The following is a 15,512-nucleotide window of genomic DNA, read 5'->3' on the forward strand; positions in this document are numbered from 1 at the left end:
GGCTCTGCCCGGCCCCGCCGGGACGGCCCGGTGGCGAATGGTGTCGATGATCTACTGACTAATCATGGACATGGATGAACTGTCCGGGTTTAACGTCACATCAGAGTAACTTTCAGCATGAGTCGGATCGGCTCAACTCGGATCGGTTCGGGGCTGGTTTGCCGGTGTGCTTTGAGCGTAAAAGTCCGGATATAACCGGACAGCGAACCTGTGGTCATCCTTAAACCTGTAGGTAATTGGCATCACAAAAGGTTCATGGTTCTCGCGCGACGGGGTGCAACTCTGCCTAGGCTTCGCGTCATGGCAGATGGTTCCGATACGACGCTGACGGCCGAGCAGACCCCCGCAGAGCAGGCGCACCACGGCCTGGTCGCGGGCCTCAAGGCTTTCGCCGCCGGACACGGCGGCGCGAAGGCGGTCATCGAGTACGTCGGCAAGCGTGGCGCGCGGATCGTCCTGGTGGGTTCCGACGGTGAGTGGGGCGACCAGTTCGCCGACGACACCGTCACCGCCCGGGAGGCGTGCGCCAAGGCGGGAGTCACCGTCGAGAACGCCTGGGAGCGTGAACTGATGGACCAGATGCGTCCGAGCAACGACCTCTGGCGGTCGATGGCTCGCCGCACGATGGCCCGCTGAATAGACAGTTGAATTGACCACCGATCACCAGTCGACCCGGGGGGAACCCCGGGTCGCTCTCGTCACCTGCGCCGACCTGGCCGACCTCGACCCGGACGACCGTCTCGTCCTCGACCCGCTCACCGCCCGGGGGATCGCCGCCGAGGCGGTCGTCTGGGACGACCCGGGCGCCGACTGGTCCTCGTACGACCTCGTCGTGCTCCGCTCGCCGTGGGACTACGCCCTGCGTCGGGACGAGTTCGTCGCATGGGCCGCGTCCGTGCCCACGCTGGTCAACCCGGCCGATGTGGTGCGGTGGAACACCGACAAGCGCTACCTGGCCGAGCTGAGCGCCGGCGGGGTGCCGACCGTGCCGACGTCATGGATCGAGCCGGGGGAGAGCTGGCAACTGCCCGCCGAGACGGGTGAGTACGTGCTCAAGCCCTCGGTCAGCGCCGGCAGCCAGGACACCGGCCGGTACGACCTGGCCGACCCGGAACACCGGGACCTGGCCGCCGCGCATGTTCGCCGGCTCTCCGCGGCCGGCCGGGTGACCATGGTCCAGCCGTACCTGCGTGCGGTCGACACCGAGGGCGAGACGGCGCTGCTCTTTCTGGCGGGCCCGGAGGGGCTCGCGTTCAGCCACGCGATCCGCAAGGGCCCGATGCTGACCGGGCCGGACCTCGGCCCGGACGGGCTCTACAAGGCCGAAGAGATCACCGCCCGCACCGCCCGACCCGAACAGCTGGCGGTGGCCGAGCGGACCCTCGCGGCGGTGCCCGGTGGCACCCGACAGTTGCTCTACGCCCGGGTCGACCTGATCCCCGGCCCGGACGGCGAGCCGGTCCTGGTCGAGCTGGAGCTGACCGAGCCGTCGCTCTTCATCGGGTACGCGGACGGCGCCCCCGACCGCCTCGCCGATGCGATCGCCAGCCACCTGACCCGCAAAGCCTGACCCCCGCCGGGCCACAAGCCCTCACCAAGATCGCGCGGCGCCCACCCGCCAGGTCCGTGCGGCGCGCACGCTGCCACGTCAGCGCTCCGCGGGCCTCGCCAAGATGGTGCGGCGCCCACCCGCCAGGTCCGTGCGGCGCGCACGCTGCCACGTCAGCGCCGCAGGCCTCGCCAAGATCGCGCAATTTCCTGGTTGTAGTGGTGTTGGCGCGTCACCAGGCCACTACTTCCTGGTTCGAGCACGATCTTGGCGCCGGGCGCGGGCGGCCCGGCGTGGGGCGTGGGGCGTGAGGTGGGGTGGGGTGGGGTGGGAGCGTGGGGCGTCGGAGCGTGAGGTGCCCGAGGTGCCCGAGGTGGGCGTGGGGGCGTGAGGTGCCCGAGGCGGGCGGCGGGTGTCCGGGCGGGGGCTTGCTAGGCGGTGACCGGTACCGGGGTGGCGGCGTCGGTCGGGGCGGACCGGGGCGCCGGCCCCACCGGGCGGCGTTCCCGGGTGGACCACTGCACCGCCAGGCTGGCCAGCAGCACCAGGCAGGAGCCGAGCATGTGCGCGCCGACCAGGAGCGCCGGCACGTGGGTGAAGTACTGCACGAAGCCGATCAGGCCCTGACCCAACTCCACGGCGACCAGGATGATCGCGGCGCGGGTGGCCCGCTGGGCGCCGACGGCGCGGAACGCGAAGATGAGCGCCACCGAGAGGCCGATCAGCAGGAAGACCCCGTCGGCATGCACCTGGGAGATCGACTCCGGGTCCAGACCGTTGCGGGCAGCGCCGTGGTCGCCGGCGTGCGGGCCGCTGCCGGTGACCCAGGTGCCGACGACCAGCACCGCGACGCTGACGCCGGTGGTGATCCGGGCCAGCGTGCGCAGCGGTGCGGGCACCACGGCCACGGCCGGGCCGTCGGGGTCGACGATGCGCCGCCAGAGGGCGTACGCGGCGGCGATCACCGCCATCGAGGCGAGGAAGTGCAGCCCGACCACCCACGGGTTGAGGTTGGTGAGCACGGTGAAGCCGCCGATCACCGCCTGGGCGGGAATGCCGAGGAAGACGGCGACGGCGAGCGCCAGCAGCCCGGGCCGGCGCGGCCGGTGTGCCAGGACGGCCAGCACCGTGGCCAGCGCGATCAGGCCTACCGCGAAGGTCAGCATCCGGTTGCCGAACTCGATCACCCCGTGCCCGCCCATTTCCGACGTCGTGACGTACGACGCGTCGGTGCACCGGGGCCAGGTGGGGCAGCCGAGGCCCGAGGCGGTCAGCCGGACGGCCCCGCCGGTGACGACGATGCCCACGTTCGCGATGATCGAGGCGAGCGCGAGACGGCGCAGCAGGATGCCGGAGACCGGACGGACGATTCGGTTCACGGCGCAAATCCTACGCACCGTAGTGGTCGCGGTTCGTCCGACTCCGCCGGCTCGGTGGTTCGGATCACCGGGGCCCGGGTTTGCGGCCCTCCGGGTAATTACGTAACGTTGGCGTTGTGAAAAACGCGGCGGCGCTCTCCGGGCACCAACCGACGGCCGTACCGGCCCTCGGTGAGCCCGTGTCCGCTCCCGCCGTGAGCACGCCGGCCGGCCTTGCCGGGTCGGCGGTGGCCGAGATCTCCACCCGGGATCGGGTCACCCAGTTGCTGCTGGAACAGGGCGCCACCACCGCCGCGCAGCTTGGCGCGACGCTCGGGCTCAGCCCGGCGGCGATCCGCCGGCACCTGGACGCCATGCTCGCCGACGGTGACGTGTACGCCCGCGAGCAGACCGTGCGGGGCAGCCGCGGTCGGGGGCGCCCGGCCAAGGTGTTCCTGCTGACCGAGGCCGCTCGGGTCCGCTGTGGCACACACCACTACGACAACATGGCCACCGCCGCGCTGCGCTGGATCGCCCGCAGCGGCGGCTCGGACGCCGTCGAGGCGTTCGCCGCCGAGCAGGTGTCGGCGCTCGAGTCCCGTTGTCGGACGGCCATGGAGGACGCCGGCGACGACCCTCTCGCCCGAGCCGAGGCACTCGCCGCAGCGCTCACCGCCGAGGGTTACGCTGCCAACGCGACCACGATCGCCTCAGGCGGCCAGCTCTGTCAGCACCACTGCCCGGTGGCGCACGTGGCCGCCGAGTTTCCCCAGCTGTGCGAGGCCGAGACCGCGGTTATCTCCCGTCTGGTCGGCACCCACGTGCAGCGTCTGGCCACCATTGCGCACGGCGACGGGGTGTGCACCACGCACATCCCGACCCAGCCGGGCCGCGCTCAATCCGGTAATCCCGTCACCACTGTGAGGACAGATAGATGACCGAGCAGATCGTCCAGCCCCTGACCCAGGAAGAGCAGCTCGCCGCCCTGGGTCGGTACGAGTACGGCTGGTCCGACCCGGACGCCGCCGGGGCGGTCGCCCAGCGCGGCATCAACGAGGCGGTGGTGCGGGACATCTCGGCCAAGAAGAACGAGCCGGAGTGGATGCTCGACCTGCGGCTGAAGGGCCTGCGGCTGTTCGGCCGTAAGCCGATGCCGGCCTGGGGCGCGGACCTCACCGGGATCGACTTCGACAACATCAAGTACTTCGTGCGGTCCACCGAGAAGCAGGCCACCAGCTGGGAGGACCTGCCCGAGGACATCAAGAACACCTACGACCGGCTGGGCATCCCGGAGGCGGAGAAGCAGCGGCTGGTCGCCGGTGTCGCGGCGCAGTACGAGTCCGAGGTCGTCTACCACAAGATCCGTGAGGACCTTGAGGAGCAGGGCGTCCTCTTCCTGGACACCGACACGGCGCTGCGCGAGCACGAGGACGTCTTCAAGGAGTACTTCGGCACGGTGATCCCGGTCGGCGACAACAAGTTCGCCGCCCTGAACACTTCCGTGTGGTCCGGTGGCTCGTTCATCTATGTGCCGAAGGGCGTGCACGTCGAGATCCCGCTGCAGGCCTACTTCCGGATCAACACGGAGAACATGGGCCAGTTCGAGCGGACGCTGATCATCGTCGACGAGGGTGCGTACGTGCACTACGTCGAGGGCTGCACCGCGCCGCTGTACTCCTCCGACTCGCTGCACAGCGCGGTCGTGGAGATCATCGTCAAGAAGAACGCGCGCTGCCGCTACACGACCATCCAGAACTGGTCGAACAACGTCTACAACCTGGTCACCAAGCGCGCCGTCTGCCACGAGGGCGCGACCATGGAGTGGGTCGACGGCAACATCGGCTCCAAGGTGACCATGAAGTACCCGGCGGTCTACATGACCGGCGAGCACGCCAAGGGTGAGGTGCTCTCGGTGGCGATGGCCGGCGAGGGCCAGCACCAGGACGCCGGCGCCAAGATGGTGCACGCGGCCCCCCACACGAGCAGCACCATCGTGTCGAAGTCGATCGCCCGTGGCGGCGGCCGCACCTCGTACCGCGGTCTGGTGCAGGTGCTGGAGGGTTCGCACCACAGCCGGAGCACGGTCAAGTGCGACGCGCTGCTGGTCGACACCATCTCCCGCTCGGACACCTACCCGTACGTCGACATCCGCGAGGACGACGTGTCGATGGGGCACGAGGCGACCGTCTCCAAGATCAGCGACGACCAGCTCTTCTACCTGATGAGCCGGGGCCTGAGCGAGGACGAGGCGATGGCCATGATCGTGCGCGGCTTCATCGAGCCGATCGCCAAGGAGCTCCCGATGGAGTACGCCCTGGAGCTCAACCGTCTGATCGAGCTTCAGATGGAGGGCGCGGTCGGCTGACGCCGCCCGCCGGACCGAGCACCTGACACCGTCGTCGTAGAACAGACCAAGGAAGAAATGACTACCCAGGCTTCCGCGCCGCCGCCCAGCACCAAGTCGCAGGCGCTGCGCTCGTACGATGTCGCCGACTTCCCGGCCCTCACCGGCCTGGAGGAGGAGTGGCGCTTCACCCCGCTCAAGCGCCTCCGCGGTCTGACTGCCGAGGCGCCGGCCGCGACCGGCACGGTCCGACACGAGTACGGCGACCTGCCCGAGGGCGTCGCCATCACCCGGGTCGGCCGGGACGACGAGCGGGTCGGCAGTGTGCTGATCCCGGTCGACCGGGTCAGCGCGTTGGCCTACGGCGCCGCCGCCGACGCCCTGCTGCTGCGGGTCGCCCCCGACGTGGTGCTCGGCGAGGCGGTGCGTCTGCGGGTGATCGGCGAGGGTGTCGAGCAGCCGGCGTTCGGTCACACCTTCGTCGAGGTGGGTCGGTTCGCCGAGGCGACAGTGGTGCTGGAGCACGTCGGGTCGGCCACCCTGGCCGACAACGTCGAGGTCGCCGTGGCCGACGGCGCGAAGCTGACGCTGGTCACGGTCGCCGACTGGGCCGACGACGCGGTCCAGGCCCAGCACCTGAAGATCAAGCTGGGTCGGGACGCCAAGGTCATCCACATCCAGGTCACCCTCGGCGGCGACCTGGTCCGGCAGTTCACCAGCGTGGAATACACCGGCCGCGGTGGTGAGGCAGAGCTGTACGGGGTTTACTTCGCCGACGCCGGCCAGCACCTGGAGCACCGGCAGTTGGTCGACCACAACGTGCCGGACTGCCGCAGCTACGTCGGCTACCGGGGCGCCCTGCAGGGCGAGAGCTCACACACGGTCTGGGTGGGTGACGTGCTCATCCAGGCCGAGGCGACCGGCACCGACACGTACGAGATCAACCGGAACCTGCTGCTCACCGACGGCGCGCGGGCGGACTCCGTACCCAACCTGGAGATCGAGACCGGCGAGATCGCCGGCGCCGGCCACGCCAGCGCGACCGGCCGCTTCGACGACGAGCAGCTGTTCTACCTGATGGCCCGGGGAATTCCGGAGAGCGAAGCCCGCCGGCTGGTGGTTCGGGGCTTCTTCGCCGAGCTGATCAACAAGATCCCGGTGGAGCCGCTGCGCGAGAGCCTCGGCGACGCGATCGAGGCCCGGCTGACCAAGGCGGGCGCTTGATGATCCGAATCTGCTCCGCCGAGGACGTGCCGAAGGGCACCGCGATCAGCGCGGACGTCGACGGCACGCCGATCGCGCTGGTGCACGGCGAGGACGGCGAGTTCTACGCCGCCTACGACGAGTGCTCGCACGCCGCTGTCGCGCTCTCCGAGGGTGAGGTCGACGGCTGCACGTTGGAGTGTTGGCTGCACGGCTCGCGCTTCGACCTGCGTACCGGCGAGCCGACCGGCCTGCCCGCCACCGAACCCGTCCCCGTCTACCCCGTCGAAGTTCGCGACGGCGACATCTACCTCAGCCTGACGCCGAGTAATGGAGTGACCCGATAATGAGCACCCTGGAGATCCGCGACCTGAAGGTGTCGGTCAAGCTGCCCGAGGGTGAGCTCAAGCCGATCCTGGCCGGTGTCGACCTGACCGTGAAGTCGGGTCAAACTCACGCGATCATGGGCCCGAACGGCTCCGGCAAGTCCACCCTGGCGTACTCGATCGCCGGTCACCCCAAGTACGAGATCACCGGCGGCACCGTCACGCTCGACGGCGAGGACGTGCTGGCCATGACCGTCGACGAGCGGGCGCGCGCCGGCCTCTTCCTGGCCATGCAGTACCCGGTCGAGGTCCCCGGCGTCTCGGTGGCGAACTTCCTGCGTACCGCGAAGACCGCCATCGACGGCGAGGCGCCGAAGCTGCGCACCTGGGGCGGCGAGCTGCGCGGCGCGATGGAGCGCCTCCAGATGGACCCGGCGTTCGCCCAGCGCAACGTCAACGAGGGCTTCTCCGGCGGTGAGAAGAAGCGGCACGAGATCGTCCAACTGGAGCTGCTCAAGCCGAAGATCGCGATCCTCGACGAGACCGACTCCGGTCTCGACGTGGACGCGCTGCGCGTGGTCAGCGAGGGCGTCAACCGCGTCCGCGACACCGGCGACACCGGCGTGCTGCTGATCACCCACTACACCCGGATCCTGCGCTACATCAAGCCGGACTTCGTGCACGTCTTCGTGGCCGGCCGGATCGTCGAGCAGGGCGGCCCGGAGCTGGCCGAGAAGCTCGAAGCCGAGGGCTACGAGCGGTACGCCGCCGGGGCCGGCACGGCCAAGGCCTGAGCGGGAGAGGCGCTGCCGAGATGACCAGCATCGCGATCCCTGAGGGGATGCCGCAGTACGACGACGTGCCGCGTTTCGACGTGGCCCGGGTGCGCGCCGACTTCCCGATCCTCGGTCGGGAGATCAACGGACACCCGCTGGTCTACCTCGACAGCGCCAACACCTCGCACAAACCCCGCCAGGTGCTCGACGTGCTCGACGAGCATTACGCGCGGCACAACGCCAACGTGTCGCGCTCGGTGCACACCCTGGGCACCGAGGCCACCGAGGCGTACGAGGGGGCGCGGGCGAAGATCGCCGCGTTCATTCACGCGCCGAGCGTCGACGAGGTGGTGTTCACGAAGAACTCCACCGAGGCGATCAACATCGTGGCGTACGCCTTCTCGAACGCCTCGCTGCGTCCGGACGGCGACCCCCGGTTCCGGCTCGGCCCCGGCGACGAGGTGGTGATCTCCGAGATGGAGCACCACTCGAACATCGTCCCGTGGCAGCTGCTCTGCGAGCGCACCGGCGCGACCCTGCGCTGGTTCCCGGTCACCGACCAGGGCCGGCTGGACGAGTCGGGCCTGGAGGATCTGGTCACCGAACGGACGAAGATCGTCTCGCTGGTGCACACGTCCAACATCCTCGGCACCGTCAACGCGACCTCCCGGATCACCGCCCGGGTCCGCGAGGTGGGCGCGTTGCTGCTGCTGGACTGCTCGCAGTCCGTGCCGCACCTGCCCATCGACGTGGTCGACCTGGACGCCGACTACATCGTCTTCACCGGCCACAAGATGTGCGGCCCGACCGGCATCGGTGTGCTCTGGGGTCGCGGTGAGCTGCTGGCGGCCATGCCGCCGGTGATGGGCGGCGGCTCGATGATCGAGACGGTCACCATGGCCGGCTCGACGTTCGCCGCGCCGCCGGCCCGCTTCGAGGCGGGCACCCCGCCGATCGCCGAGGCGGTCGCGCTCGGTGCGGCGGTCGACTACCTCACCGGCGTCGGGATGCGGGCCATCCAGTGGCACGAGAAGGAGCTGACGGCGTACGCGCTGGACGCTCTCGGTTCGGTGCCGGACCTGCGGATCTTCGGCCCGACCGTGCCGGTGGGCCGCGGCGGCACCATCTCGTTCGCGCTGGGTGACGTGCACCCGCACGACGTGGGTCAGGTGCTCGACTCGCTCGGTGTGCAGGTGCGGGTGGGCCACCACTGTGCCAAGCCGGTGTGCAGCCGGTTCGGCGTCCCGGCCATGACCCGGGCCTCGTTCTACCTCTACACCACCACGGAGGAGATCGACGCTCTGGTGGCCGGTCTGGAGCAGGTGCGGAAGGTGTTCGACTGATGGTGCAGCTCGACCAGCTCTACCAGGAGATCATCCTGGACCACTACAAGCACCCGCACGGGCGTGGCCTGCGCGACGCCGACGACGCGGACGACCGGGTCGCGGAGGCGCACCACGTCAACCCCACCTGCGGTGACGAGGTCACCGTCCGGGTGGCCACCGACGGCACGGTGCTGCATGACATCTCGTACGACGGGATGGGCTGCTCGATCAGCCAGGCCTCGGCGAGCGTGCTGCACGAGTTGCTGCGCGGTCGGGGCACCGGGGAAGCATTCGAGGTGCACGAGGCGTTCGTCGAGTTGATGTCCGGACGTGGCCAGGTCACGCCCGACGAGGACGTGCTCGGTGACGGGGTTGCCTTCGCGGGCGTGGCCCGTTACCCGGCCCGGGTCAAGTGCGCGCTGCTGCCGTGGATGGCGTTCAAGGACGCCGCGGCACGCGCCGGTGTGGGCGTGAGCCCGGAGGTGAAGGCGTGACCGTGCGTCAGCGAGCGAATGACACCGTGGTGCCTGGTGGCATCACGAAGCGATGCGGAGGGACGGCATGAGCGAGAACACCGCTACTGAGGCGACGCCGGAGGCCGGTGACACCACCGTCGTGCCGCAGGCCGAGGCGGCGACGACCGATGGAAGCGCTGACGCCGCTGCCCCTGCGGGCGGCGTCAGCAAGGCCATGATCGCCGATATCGAGGAGGCGATGAAGGACGTCGTCGACCCGGAGCTCGGCATCAACGTGGTCGACCTGGGCCTCGTGTACGGCGTACACGTCGACGAGGAGAACGTCGCCACCCTGGACATGACGCTCACGTCGGCGGCCTGCCCGCTGACCGACGTCATCGAGGACCAGACCCGGCAGGCGCTGACCACCGGCCCCGGTGGTGGCCTGGTCAGCGACATCCGGATCAACTGGGTGTGGCTCCCGCCGTGGGGTCCGGACAAGATCACTGACGAGGGTCGGGACCAGCTCCGTTCCCTCGGCTTCAACGTCTGACCCGAACCACTTCGTCGAACGCGGCACCCATCCGGGTGCCGCGCTCGATCATTAGCTCAAGATCGCGCTCGATCATTGATGTAGTGGCCTCGGTGCGTTGCCGAGGCCACTACATCCTGGTTCGAGCACGATCTTGCCGGGCCGAGCCGAGCCGAGCCGGGCCGGGCCGGGCCGAGCCGAGCCGAGCCCAGCCGAGGCGGGGCGCGGCGCGGGGCGGGGCGCGGGGCGGGGCGGGGCGCGGGGAAATTCGGTGGCGGGGGCGCGGGTTCGGCGCGCAGGATGCGCTTGTGATTGAGGCGTACCCGAAGCAGGTTCCTGTCCGTGCGGCCACTGCCGTGCGTCGACAGCGGCCGCTCCGCGGACGAGCCTCGACCCGCCGCCGACGTCCGTGACCGGGGCGTTCCTCGCCGGCCTGGTCGCCGGTTACGGCGTCGCCATCCCGGTCGGCGCGATCGCGATTCTCATCCTGGGGCTCAGTGCCCGTACCTCGTTCCGGGTCGGTGCGGCCGCGGCGCTCGCCGTGGCGACGGCCGACGGGCTCTACGCGGCCGTCGCCGTGCTCGGCGGTGCCGGGCTGGCCGATGTCATCGCGCCGGTCTCCGGGCCGCTGCGGGTGGTCGCCGCCGTGGTTCTGCTGGGGCTCGCCGGGCAGGGCCTCTGGCGGACGTGGTCCACGCACCGCTCGCGGCGGCCACCGGCGGAACGCGCCGGTCGGGGCATGGGCACTCCGGGGCGGGCCTACGCGGCACTGCTCGGCCTGACCCTGCTGAACCCGATGACGGTGCTCTATTTCACCGCGCTGGTGCTCGGCCGCCGGGACACGACCGACGCGGGCGTGGTGCCCATGGCGCTCTTCGTGGCCGGGGTGTTCCTGGCGTCGGCGAGCTGGCAACTGGTCATCGCCGGCGGCGGCACGGTGGTCGGCCGGGCGCTGACCGGGCCGCGTGGCCGGCTGGTCACCGGCCTGGTCTCCAGCGCGCTCATCGCCGCGTTGGCGGTGGCCGCGCTACTGCCCAGCTGAACGGTTACCCGGCCGGACCGGGCCGTGCCGCGCCGTGCCGCGCCGTCCCGTGCCGGGCCGGGCCGGGACGGGCTGTGCCGCGCCGTGCCGGGACGGGCTGTGCCGCGCCGTGCCGCGCCGTGCCGCGCCGTGCCGTGCCGGGACGGGACGGGCTGTGCCGCGCCGTGCCGTGCCGTGCCGGGCTGTCGGGTCGGGGAGCCCGCCCGGGGGGCCGGGCGGGCTCGCGGTGCCGTACGGTCGGGCGGTGACCAGTCGACCCGCAGCCGGCGGAGGCCGGTGGGTCGAGGTCGATCCGGCCCGCGTCGGCCGCTGGGTCGAGGGCTTCGCCGACCGGCACGGCCCGCCCACCACCAGCACACAGGAGTACGGCCTGCTGCTCGCCGCCCCGGACGGGGCGACCGCCGAGCTGTACGCCCCACCGGGCGCGCCGAGCGGCGCGGATGTGGCCGGGTTCGTGGCCTCCGCCGTCACGCCGCGTCGGATCGGTCTGCTGCTGGCCCGTAAGGGTGCGGTGGCGATCGGGGTGGCCGAGGGTGCCGACCTCGTCAGCTCCAAGGTGGACACCCGGTACGTGCAGGGGCGCACCGCCGCGGGGGGATGGTCACAGCACCGGTTCGCCCGCCGGCGCGACAATCAGGCGAAGGCCGCGCTGGGCGACGCGGCGGACCTGGCCGTACGGCTGCTGTTGCCGGCGGCGGCGACGCTCACCGCGCTGGTCTGCGGCGGTGACCGGCGGGCCGTGGACGGGGTGCTCGCCGACCGACGGTTGGCCCCGCTCGTGCCGTTGCGGGCGGAGCGGTTGCTCGACGTGCCGGAGCCCCGGCACGCGGTGCTGCTCGCGGCGGTGGGCGCGGCCCGCGCGGTCCGGATCCGGTTGCGCGACCCCGACTGACCTCGGCCTCCGCCGACCAGGTCGGAGGGGAGACGACCGCCACGCAAAACGGGGTTCCCGGCGCGCTGCCCGGCGGGCGGCCGGAGGATGGGCGCGTGGAGTTTCTGGTTGACATGGTGACGACGGTGCCGCCCGGAACGTCGGAGGACGGGGTCGCTGAGATGCGCGCGCGAGAGGCGGCGCGCTCGGCCGAGCTGACGGCGCAAGGCAGTCTCCTGCGGCTGTGGCGGCCACCGCTGGCGCCGGGGGAGTGGCGTACGTGGGGGCTGTTCCGGGCCGACGACGCCGACGAGTTGGAGGCGGTGCTCGCGTCGATGCCGCTGCGTGCCTGGCGGCGCGAGACCGTGACGCCGTTGACGCCGCACCCGAACGACCCGGGTCAACCGCCGCGCTGAGCCTGGCGGGGCTCGCCCCGTGGGTGGGCGAGCACGACAGGCACGTTACGGGGCACGTCGCCAACAGGGAGATCATCATGTCCGAGGCCCAGATCCTGCGTACCGTCCTCGACCGCTGGAAGTCGGCTGTCGACGCTCACGAGCCCGATCGGGTCGCGGCGTGCTTCACCGAAGACGCAATCTTCCAGGGGTTGCAGCCGTACTCGGTCGGTCGTGCCGGCGTCGCCGCGTACTACGCCGGCCAGCCGCTCGGCCTGACCGCCGCGTACGACGTCCGGGAGATTCGCCGTCTCGCCGACGACGTGGTCCTCGGCTACCTGGAGGTGGAGTTCGGCTTCACCGACCGGCCGGCCCTGACCGTCAACCTCGGTGTGCTGCTGCGGCGGGTAGGCGACGACTGGCTCATCGGCCACTACCAGGTGTCGCGGCTCACCTGACCGGGAAGCGCCGTCGGCGACACCGTCTGGTGCCCCGAACAGATCGTGGCAGGCCCGCCGGAGAGGGCCTGCCACGATCTCGGAACTGGTCAGAGCTGGTCGGTGCCGAACGTGTCGCAGATCTTCGGGTCGCCGAGGTCGTAGCCCTGGGTGAACCAGCGCTTGCGCTGCTCGGACGTGCCGTGGGTGAACTGGTCGGGGTTGACCCGGCCGCCGGAGCGTTCCTGGATGCTGTCGTCGCCGATCGCCTCGGCGGCCTGCACGGCCTCGCTGATGTCGGCCTGGGTGATGGACTTGAAGAGCGGCTCCTGGCCGGTCTTGTCCTTGCTCTCGGTGGCGTGCTTGGCCCAGGCGCCGGCGTAGCAGTCGGCCTGCAACTCCAGGCGTACGGAGGCGGAGCGGGGGCCGCTCTGGTCGCCCTGGCCGGCCTTGGCGTTGGTGCCGAGCAGGTTCTGGATGTGGTGGCCGTACTCGTGGGCGAGCACGTAGGGCTGGGCGAACTCACCCTTCGCACCGAAGCGGGAGGCCAGCTCGTCGTAGAAGCTCAGGTCGATGTAGACCTTCCGGTCGGCGGGGCAGTAGAACGGGCCGACGCCGGAGTCGGCCTGCCCGCAGCCGGTGTTCACGGCCTGCTGGAAGAAGTTGGTGATGGTGGGCTCGTAGTCGCTTCTGCCCAGGTTGGGGTACGCCTTCTGCCAGTAGGCCTGGATGCTGTTGACGTAGAGCGCGTTGCGGCAGCGCGCGTCGTCAAGACGCTCGGGGTTCGCGGTGGAGCACAACTGTTCCAGGTCGGTGCCGCCGCCCTGCCCGCTCTCGTCGCCGTTGGTCATGGCGTTGAGGCCGAACCCGCCGCCGAGCAGGGCGACGAGGACGGCCACCACGATGCCGATGATGCCGCCTCGGCCGCCGCCACCGGGGATGGGGATGCCGATGCCGCCGCCGGATCCGCCACCACGGCCCACGTCGTTGACCTGGGAGGTGTCGATTTCGGCCCGCTCGTTGAGTTCCATGGTGACCCCGATCGCCGTATGTCGGTGAGTGTCTGTTGTGTGTCGTTTCGTCCATCGAGTGCCGGATGGGGTCCGGACAGGCGTTCCCGTACCCGATGATCTTGATTGGTAATCCGGGCGGGCCCTCCGGCGGCGCCCGGTACACTTGTCGGGTGCTGCGCTGCGAAGGCTGAACCGCCCCGCGCCGTCGGGCCCCTTGAGCCCGCCGGCCGTTTCGCGTGCCCCGAGTCAGCCTTCCGAACCCCGAGAGCGAGCCCGCAAACATGATCACTGCCACCGGCCTGGAACTGCGTGCCGGTTCCCGGATCCTGCTGTCCGACACCACCCTGCGCGTGCAGCCCGGTGATCGGATCGGCCTGGTCGGTCGTAACGGCGCCGGCAAGACCACCACACTGAAGGTGCTCGCCGGAGAGGGGCAGCCGTACGGCGGCCAGATCGACCAGCGCAGCGCCATCGGCTACCTGCCGCAGGACCCGCGCACGGGCGACCTGGAGGTCACCGGCCGCGACCGGGTGCTCTCCGCGCGCGGCCTGGACGTGCTGATGGCGCAGATGCAGGAGATCGAGGCCCGGCTCGCCGAGGACGCCAACGAGAAGCTTGTCCGTCGGTACGGCGCGCTGGAGGACCAGTTCGCCGCCCTGGGTGGGTACGCGGCCGAGGCTGAGGCCGCGCGGATCTGCGCCAACCTCGGCCTACCGGACCGGGCGCTCGCGCAGACCATCGGCACCCTCTCCGGTGGTCAACGTCGGCGCATCGAGCTGGCCCGGATCCTGTTCCGCGACGCGGGCGAGAACGGCGGCGGCATCCTGCTGCTCGACGAGCCCACCAACCACCTCGACGCCGACTCGATCACCTGGTTGCGGGGCTTCCTCGCCAATCACAAGGGCGGCCTGATCGTGATCTCCCACGACGGCGCGCTGCTGGAGTCGGTGGTCAACAAGGTCTGGTTCCTCGACGCGACCCGGTCGGTCATCGACGTCTACAACCTGGGCTGGAAGGCGTACCTGGAGGCGCGCGAGACCGACGAGCGGCGCCGCCGCCGGGAGCGGGCCAACGCGGAGAAGAAGGCCGGCGCGCTGATGGCGCAGGCCGACAAGATGCGGGCCAAGGCCACCAAGACCGTGGCCGCGCAGAACATGGCCCGCCGTGCCGAGAAGCTGATCTCCGGCCTGGAGGAGGTGCGGGTCGCCGACCGGGTGGCCAAGGTGCGTTTCCCCAACCCCGCGCCGTGCGGCAAGACCCCGCTCACCGCGACCGGCCTCTCCAAGTCGTACGGGTCGCTGGAGATCTTCACCGACGTCAACGTCGCGGTCGACCGCGGCTCCCGGGTGGCCATCCTCGGGCTCAACGGCGCCGGCAAGACGACCCTGCTGCGGATGCTCGGCGGTCTGCTCAGCCCGGACACCGGCGAGGTGCACGCGGGTCACGGCCTGCGGCTGGGCTACTACGCCCAGGAGCACGAGACGCTGGACGTGGAGCGGACGGTGCTGGAGAACATGCGGGCCGCCGCCGTCGAGCAGTCCGACACCGACCTGCGCAAGATCCTCGGCGCGTTCCTCTTCTCCGGTGACGACGTGAACAAGCCGGCCGGGGTGCTCTCCGGCGGTGAGAAGACCCGGCTGGCCCTGTCCACCCTGGTCTGTTCCGGCGCCAACGTGCTGTTGCTCGACGAGCCGACGAACAACCTCGACCCGGTCAGCCGGGAGCAGGTGCTCGACGCCATCGCCAACTACCCCGGCGCGATCGTCCTGGTCACCCACGACCCGGGTGCGGTGCTGGCGCTCAAGCCGGACCGGGCCATCCTGCTGCCCGACGGCGACGAGGACGCCTGGAGCGACGACCTGCTCGAACTGGTCGAGCTGGCCTGA

General features: G+C 70.8%; 17 protein-coding genes. 15 read left to right on the plus strand and 2 right to left on the minus strand.

The genetic code is table 11. The features are described from left to right. Positions 1–300: 300 nt before the first annotated feature. Positions 301–636 (plus strand): hypothetical protein, encoded by a 336-nt coding sequence (locus tag V6U86_RS30065; RefSeq protein WP_334509236.1) that lies wholly within the window; start codon positions 301–303, stop codon positions 634–636. Positions 637–649: 13 nt separating this feature from the next. Then, complete coding sequence (locus tag V6U86_RS30070; RefSeq protein ID WP_334509238.1) at positions 650–1,570, plus strand: ATP-grasp domain-containing protein; 921 nt, start codon at positions 650–652, stop codon at positions 1,568–1,570. A gap of 410 nt (positions 1,571–1,980) precedes the next feature. On the opposite strand, the gene V6U86_RS30075 is transcribed toward V6U86_RS30070, so the two are convergent. Then, positions 1,981–2,946 carry a COX15/CtaA family protein gene (locus tag V6U86_RS30075; RefSeq protein WP_334509240.1) on the minus strand — a complete coding sequence of 322 codons (966 nt, stop codon included), beginning with the start codon at positions 2,944–2,946 and terminating at the stop codon, positions 1,981–1,983. A gap of 98 nt (positions 2,947–3,044) precedes the next feature. Between V6U86_RS30075 and V6U86_RS30080 the strand changes: the two genes are divergently transcribed. The 12 genes from V6U86_RS30080 to V6U86_RS30135 all read left to right on the plus strand — a co-directional run bounded on the left by V6U86_RS30080 (position 3,045) and on the right by V6U86_RS30135 (position 12,634). Next, entirely contained in the window at positions 3,045–3,845 is an 801-nt protein-coding gene (locus V6U86_RS30080) for a helix-turn-helix transcriptional regulator (protein ID WP_442935032.1), read from the plus strand. Continuing rightward, the gene (gene sufB, locus V6U86_RS30085) at positions 3,842–5,272 is read left to right on the plus strand and encodes a Fe-S cluster assembly protein SufB (RefSeq protein WP_030337321.1); all 1,431 of its coding nucleotides are present in this window, start codon (positions 3,842–3,844) and stop codon (positions 5,270–5,272) included. The genes V6U86_RS30080 and sufB overlap by 4 nt, the downstream gene beginning before the upstream one ends. A gap of 57 nt (positions 5,273–5,329) precedes the next feature. Beyond that, on the plus strand, positions 5,330–6,475 hold the full coding sequence (gene sufD / locus V6U86_RS30090; RefSeq protein ID WP_334509243.1) for a Fe-S cluster assembly protein SufD: 1,146 nt from the start codon (positions 5,330–5,332) through the stop codon (positions 6,473–6,475). Next, the gene (locus V6U86_RS30095) at positions 6,475–6,801 is read left to right on the plus strand and encodes a non-heme iron oxygenase ferredoxin subunit (RefSeq protein WP_334509245.1); all 327 of its coding nucleotides are present in this window, start codon (positions 6,475–6,477) and stop codon (positions 6,799–6,801) included. The genes sufD and V6U86_RS30095 overlap by 1 nt, the downstream gene beginning before the upstream one ends. Continuing rightward, a complete protein-coding gene (gene sufC / locus V6U86_RS30100) occupies positions 6,801–7,574 on the plus strand; it encodes a Fe-S cluster assembly ATPase SufC (RefSeq protein WP_334509246.1) in 774 nt (257 codons plus the stop codon). The genes V6U86_RS30095 and sufC overlap by 1 nt, the downstream gene beginning before the upstream one ends. A gap of 20 nt (positions 7,575–7,594) precedes the next feature. Continuing rightward, positions 7,595–8,899: a cysteine desulfurase gene (locus tag V6U86_RS30105; RefSeq protein WP_334509248.1), complete on the plus strand. Its 1,305-nt coding sequence runs from the start codon at positions 7,595–7,597 to the stop codon at positions 8,897–8,899. 2 nt (positions 8,900–8,901) lie between these two features. Beyond that, entirely contained in the window at positions 8,902–9,375 is a 474-nt protein-coding gene (gene sufU, locus V6U86_RS30110) for a Fe-S cluster assembly sulfur transfer protein SufU (RefSeq protein WP_334509321.1), read from the plus strand. Positions 9,376–9,442: 67 nt separating this feature from the next. Further along, a complete protein-coding gene (locus V6U86_RS30115) occupies positions 9,443–9,889 on the plus strand; it encodes a metal-sulfur cluster assembly factor (RefSeq protein ID WP_334509250.1) in 447 nt (148 codons plus the stop codon). Between the two features lie 388 nt (positions 9,890–10,277). Further along, a complete protein-coding gene (locus tag V6U86_RS30120) occupies positions 10,278–10,910 on the plus strand; it encodes a LysE family transporter (RefSeq protein ID WP_334509252.1) in 633 nt (210 codons plus the stop codon). Between the two features lie 244 nt (positions 10,911–11,154). Further along, positions 11,155–11,802 (plus strand): acVLRF1 family peptidyl-tRNA hydrolase, encoded by a 648-nt coding sequence (locus tag V6U86_RS30125; RefSeq protein WP_334509254.1) that lies wholly within the window; start codon positions 11,155–11,157, stop codon positions 11,800–11,802. Positions 11,803–11,897: 95 nt separating this feature from the next. Continuing rightward, entirely contained in the window at positions 11,898–12,197 is a 300-nt protein-coding gene (locus V6U86_RS30130) for a muconolactone Delta-isomerase family protein (RefSeq protein ID WP_279518060.1), read from the plus strand. 77 nt (positions 12,198–12,274) lie between these two features. Beyond that, the gene (locus V6U86_RS30135) at positions 12,275–12,634 is read left to right on the plus strand and encodes a YybH family protein (RefSeq protein WP_334509258.1); all 360 of its coding nucleotides are present in this window, start codon (positions 12,275–12,277) and stop codon (positions 12,632–12,634) included. Between the two features lie 89 nt (positions 12,635–12,723). Here V6U86_RS30135 and ypfJ read toward each other — a convergent pair whose 3' ends face one another. Then, positions 12,724–13,644 carry a KPN_02809 family neutral zinc metallopeptidase gene (gene ypfJ, locus V6U86_RS30140; protein ID WP_334509259.1) on the minus strand — a complete coding sequence of 307 codons (921 nt, stop codon included), beginning with the start codon at positions 13,642–13,644 and terminating at the stop codon, positions 12,724–12,726. A 263-nt stretch (positions 13,645–13,907) separates the two neighbouring features. Between ypfJ and V6U86_RS30145 the strand changes: the two genes are divergently transcribed. After that, positions 13,908–15,512: an ABC-F family ATP-binding cassette domain-containing protein gene (locus tag V6U86_RS30145; protein ID WP_334509261.1), complete on the plus strand. Its 1,605-nt coding sequence runs from the start codon at positions 13,908–13,910 to the stop codon at positions 15,510–15,512.

This window comes from Micromonospora sp. CPCC 205558 (assembly GCF_036902955.1).
GTDB lineage: Bacteria > Actinomycetota > Actinomycetes > Mycobacteriales > Micromonosporaceae > Micromonospora.

Excerpts from the sequence above, each read along its gene's own strand:
- V6U86_RS30065 (WP_334509236.1), top strand. The coding sequence starts at position 301 with ATGGCAGATGGTTCCGATACGACGCTGACGGCCGAGCAGACCCCCGCA.
- sufB (WP_030337321.1), top strand. The coding sequence starts at position 3,842 with ATGACCGAGCAGATCGTCCAGCCCCTGACCCAGGAAGAGCAGCTCGCC.
- sufD (WP_334509243.1), top strand. The coding sequence starts at position 5,330 with ATGACTACCCAGGCTTCCGCGCCGCCGCCCAGCACCAAGTCGCAGGCG.
- V6U86_RS30095 (WP_334509245.1), top strand. The coding sequence starts at position 6,475 with ATGATCCGAATCTGCTCCGCCGAGGACGTGCCGAAGGGCACCGCGATC.
- sufC (WP_334509246.1), top strand. The coding sequence starts at position 6,801 with ATGAGCACCCTGGAGATCCGCGACCTGAAGGTGTCGGTCAAGCTGCCC.
- V6U86_RS30105 (WP_334509248.1), top strand. The coding sequence starts at position 7,595 with ATGACCAGCATCGCGATCCCTGAGGGGATGCCGCAGTACGACGACGTG.
- V6U86_RS30115 (WP_334509250.1), top strand. The coding sequence starts at position 9,443 with ATGAGCGAGAACACCGCTACTGAGGCGACGCCGGAGGCCGGTGACACC.
- V6U86_RS30135 (WP_334509258.1), top strand. The coding sequence starts at position 12,275 with ATGTCCGAGGCCCAGATCCTGCGTACCGTCCTCGACCGCTGGAAGTCG.
- ypfJ (WP_334509259.1), bottom strand. The coding sequence starts at position 13,644 with ATGGAACTCAACGAGCGGGCCGAAATCGACACCTCCCAGGTCAACGAC.
- V6U86_RS30145 (WP_334509261.1), top strand. The coding sequence starts at position 13,908 with ATGATCACTGCCACCGGCCTGGAACTGCGTGCCGGTTCCCGGATCCTG.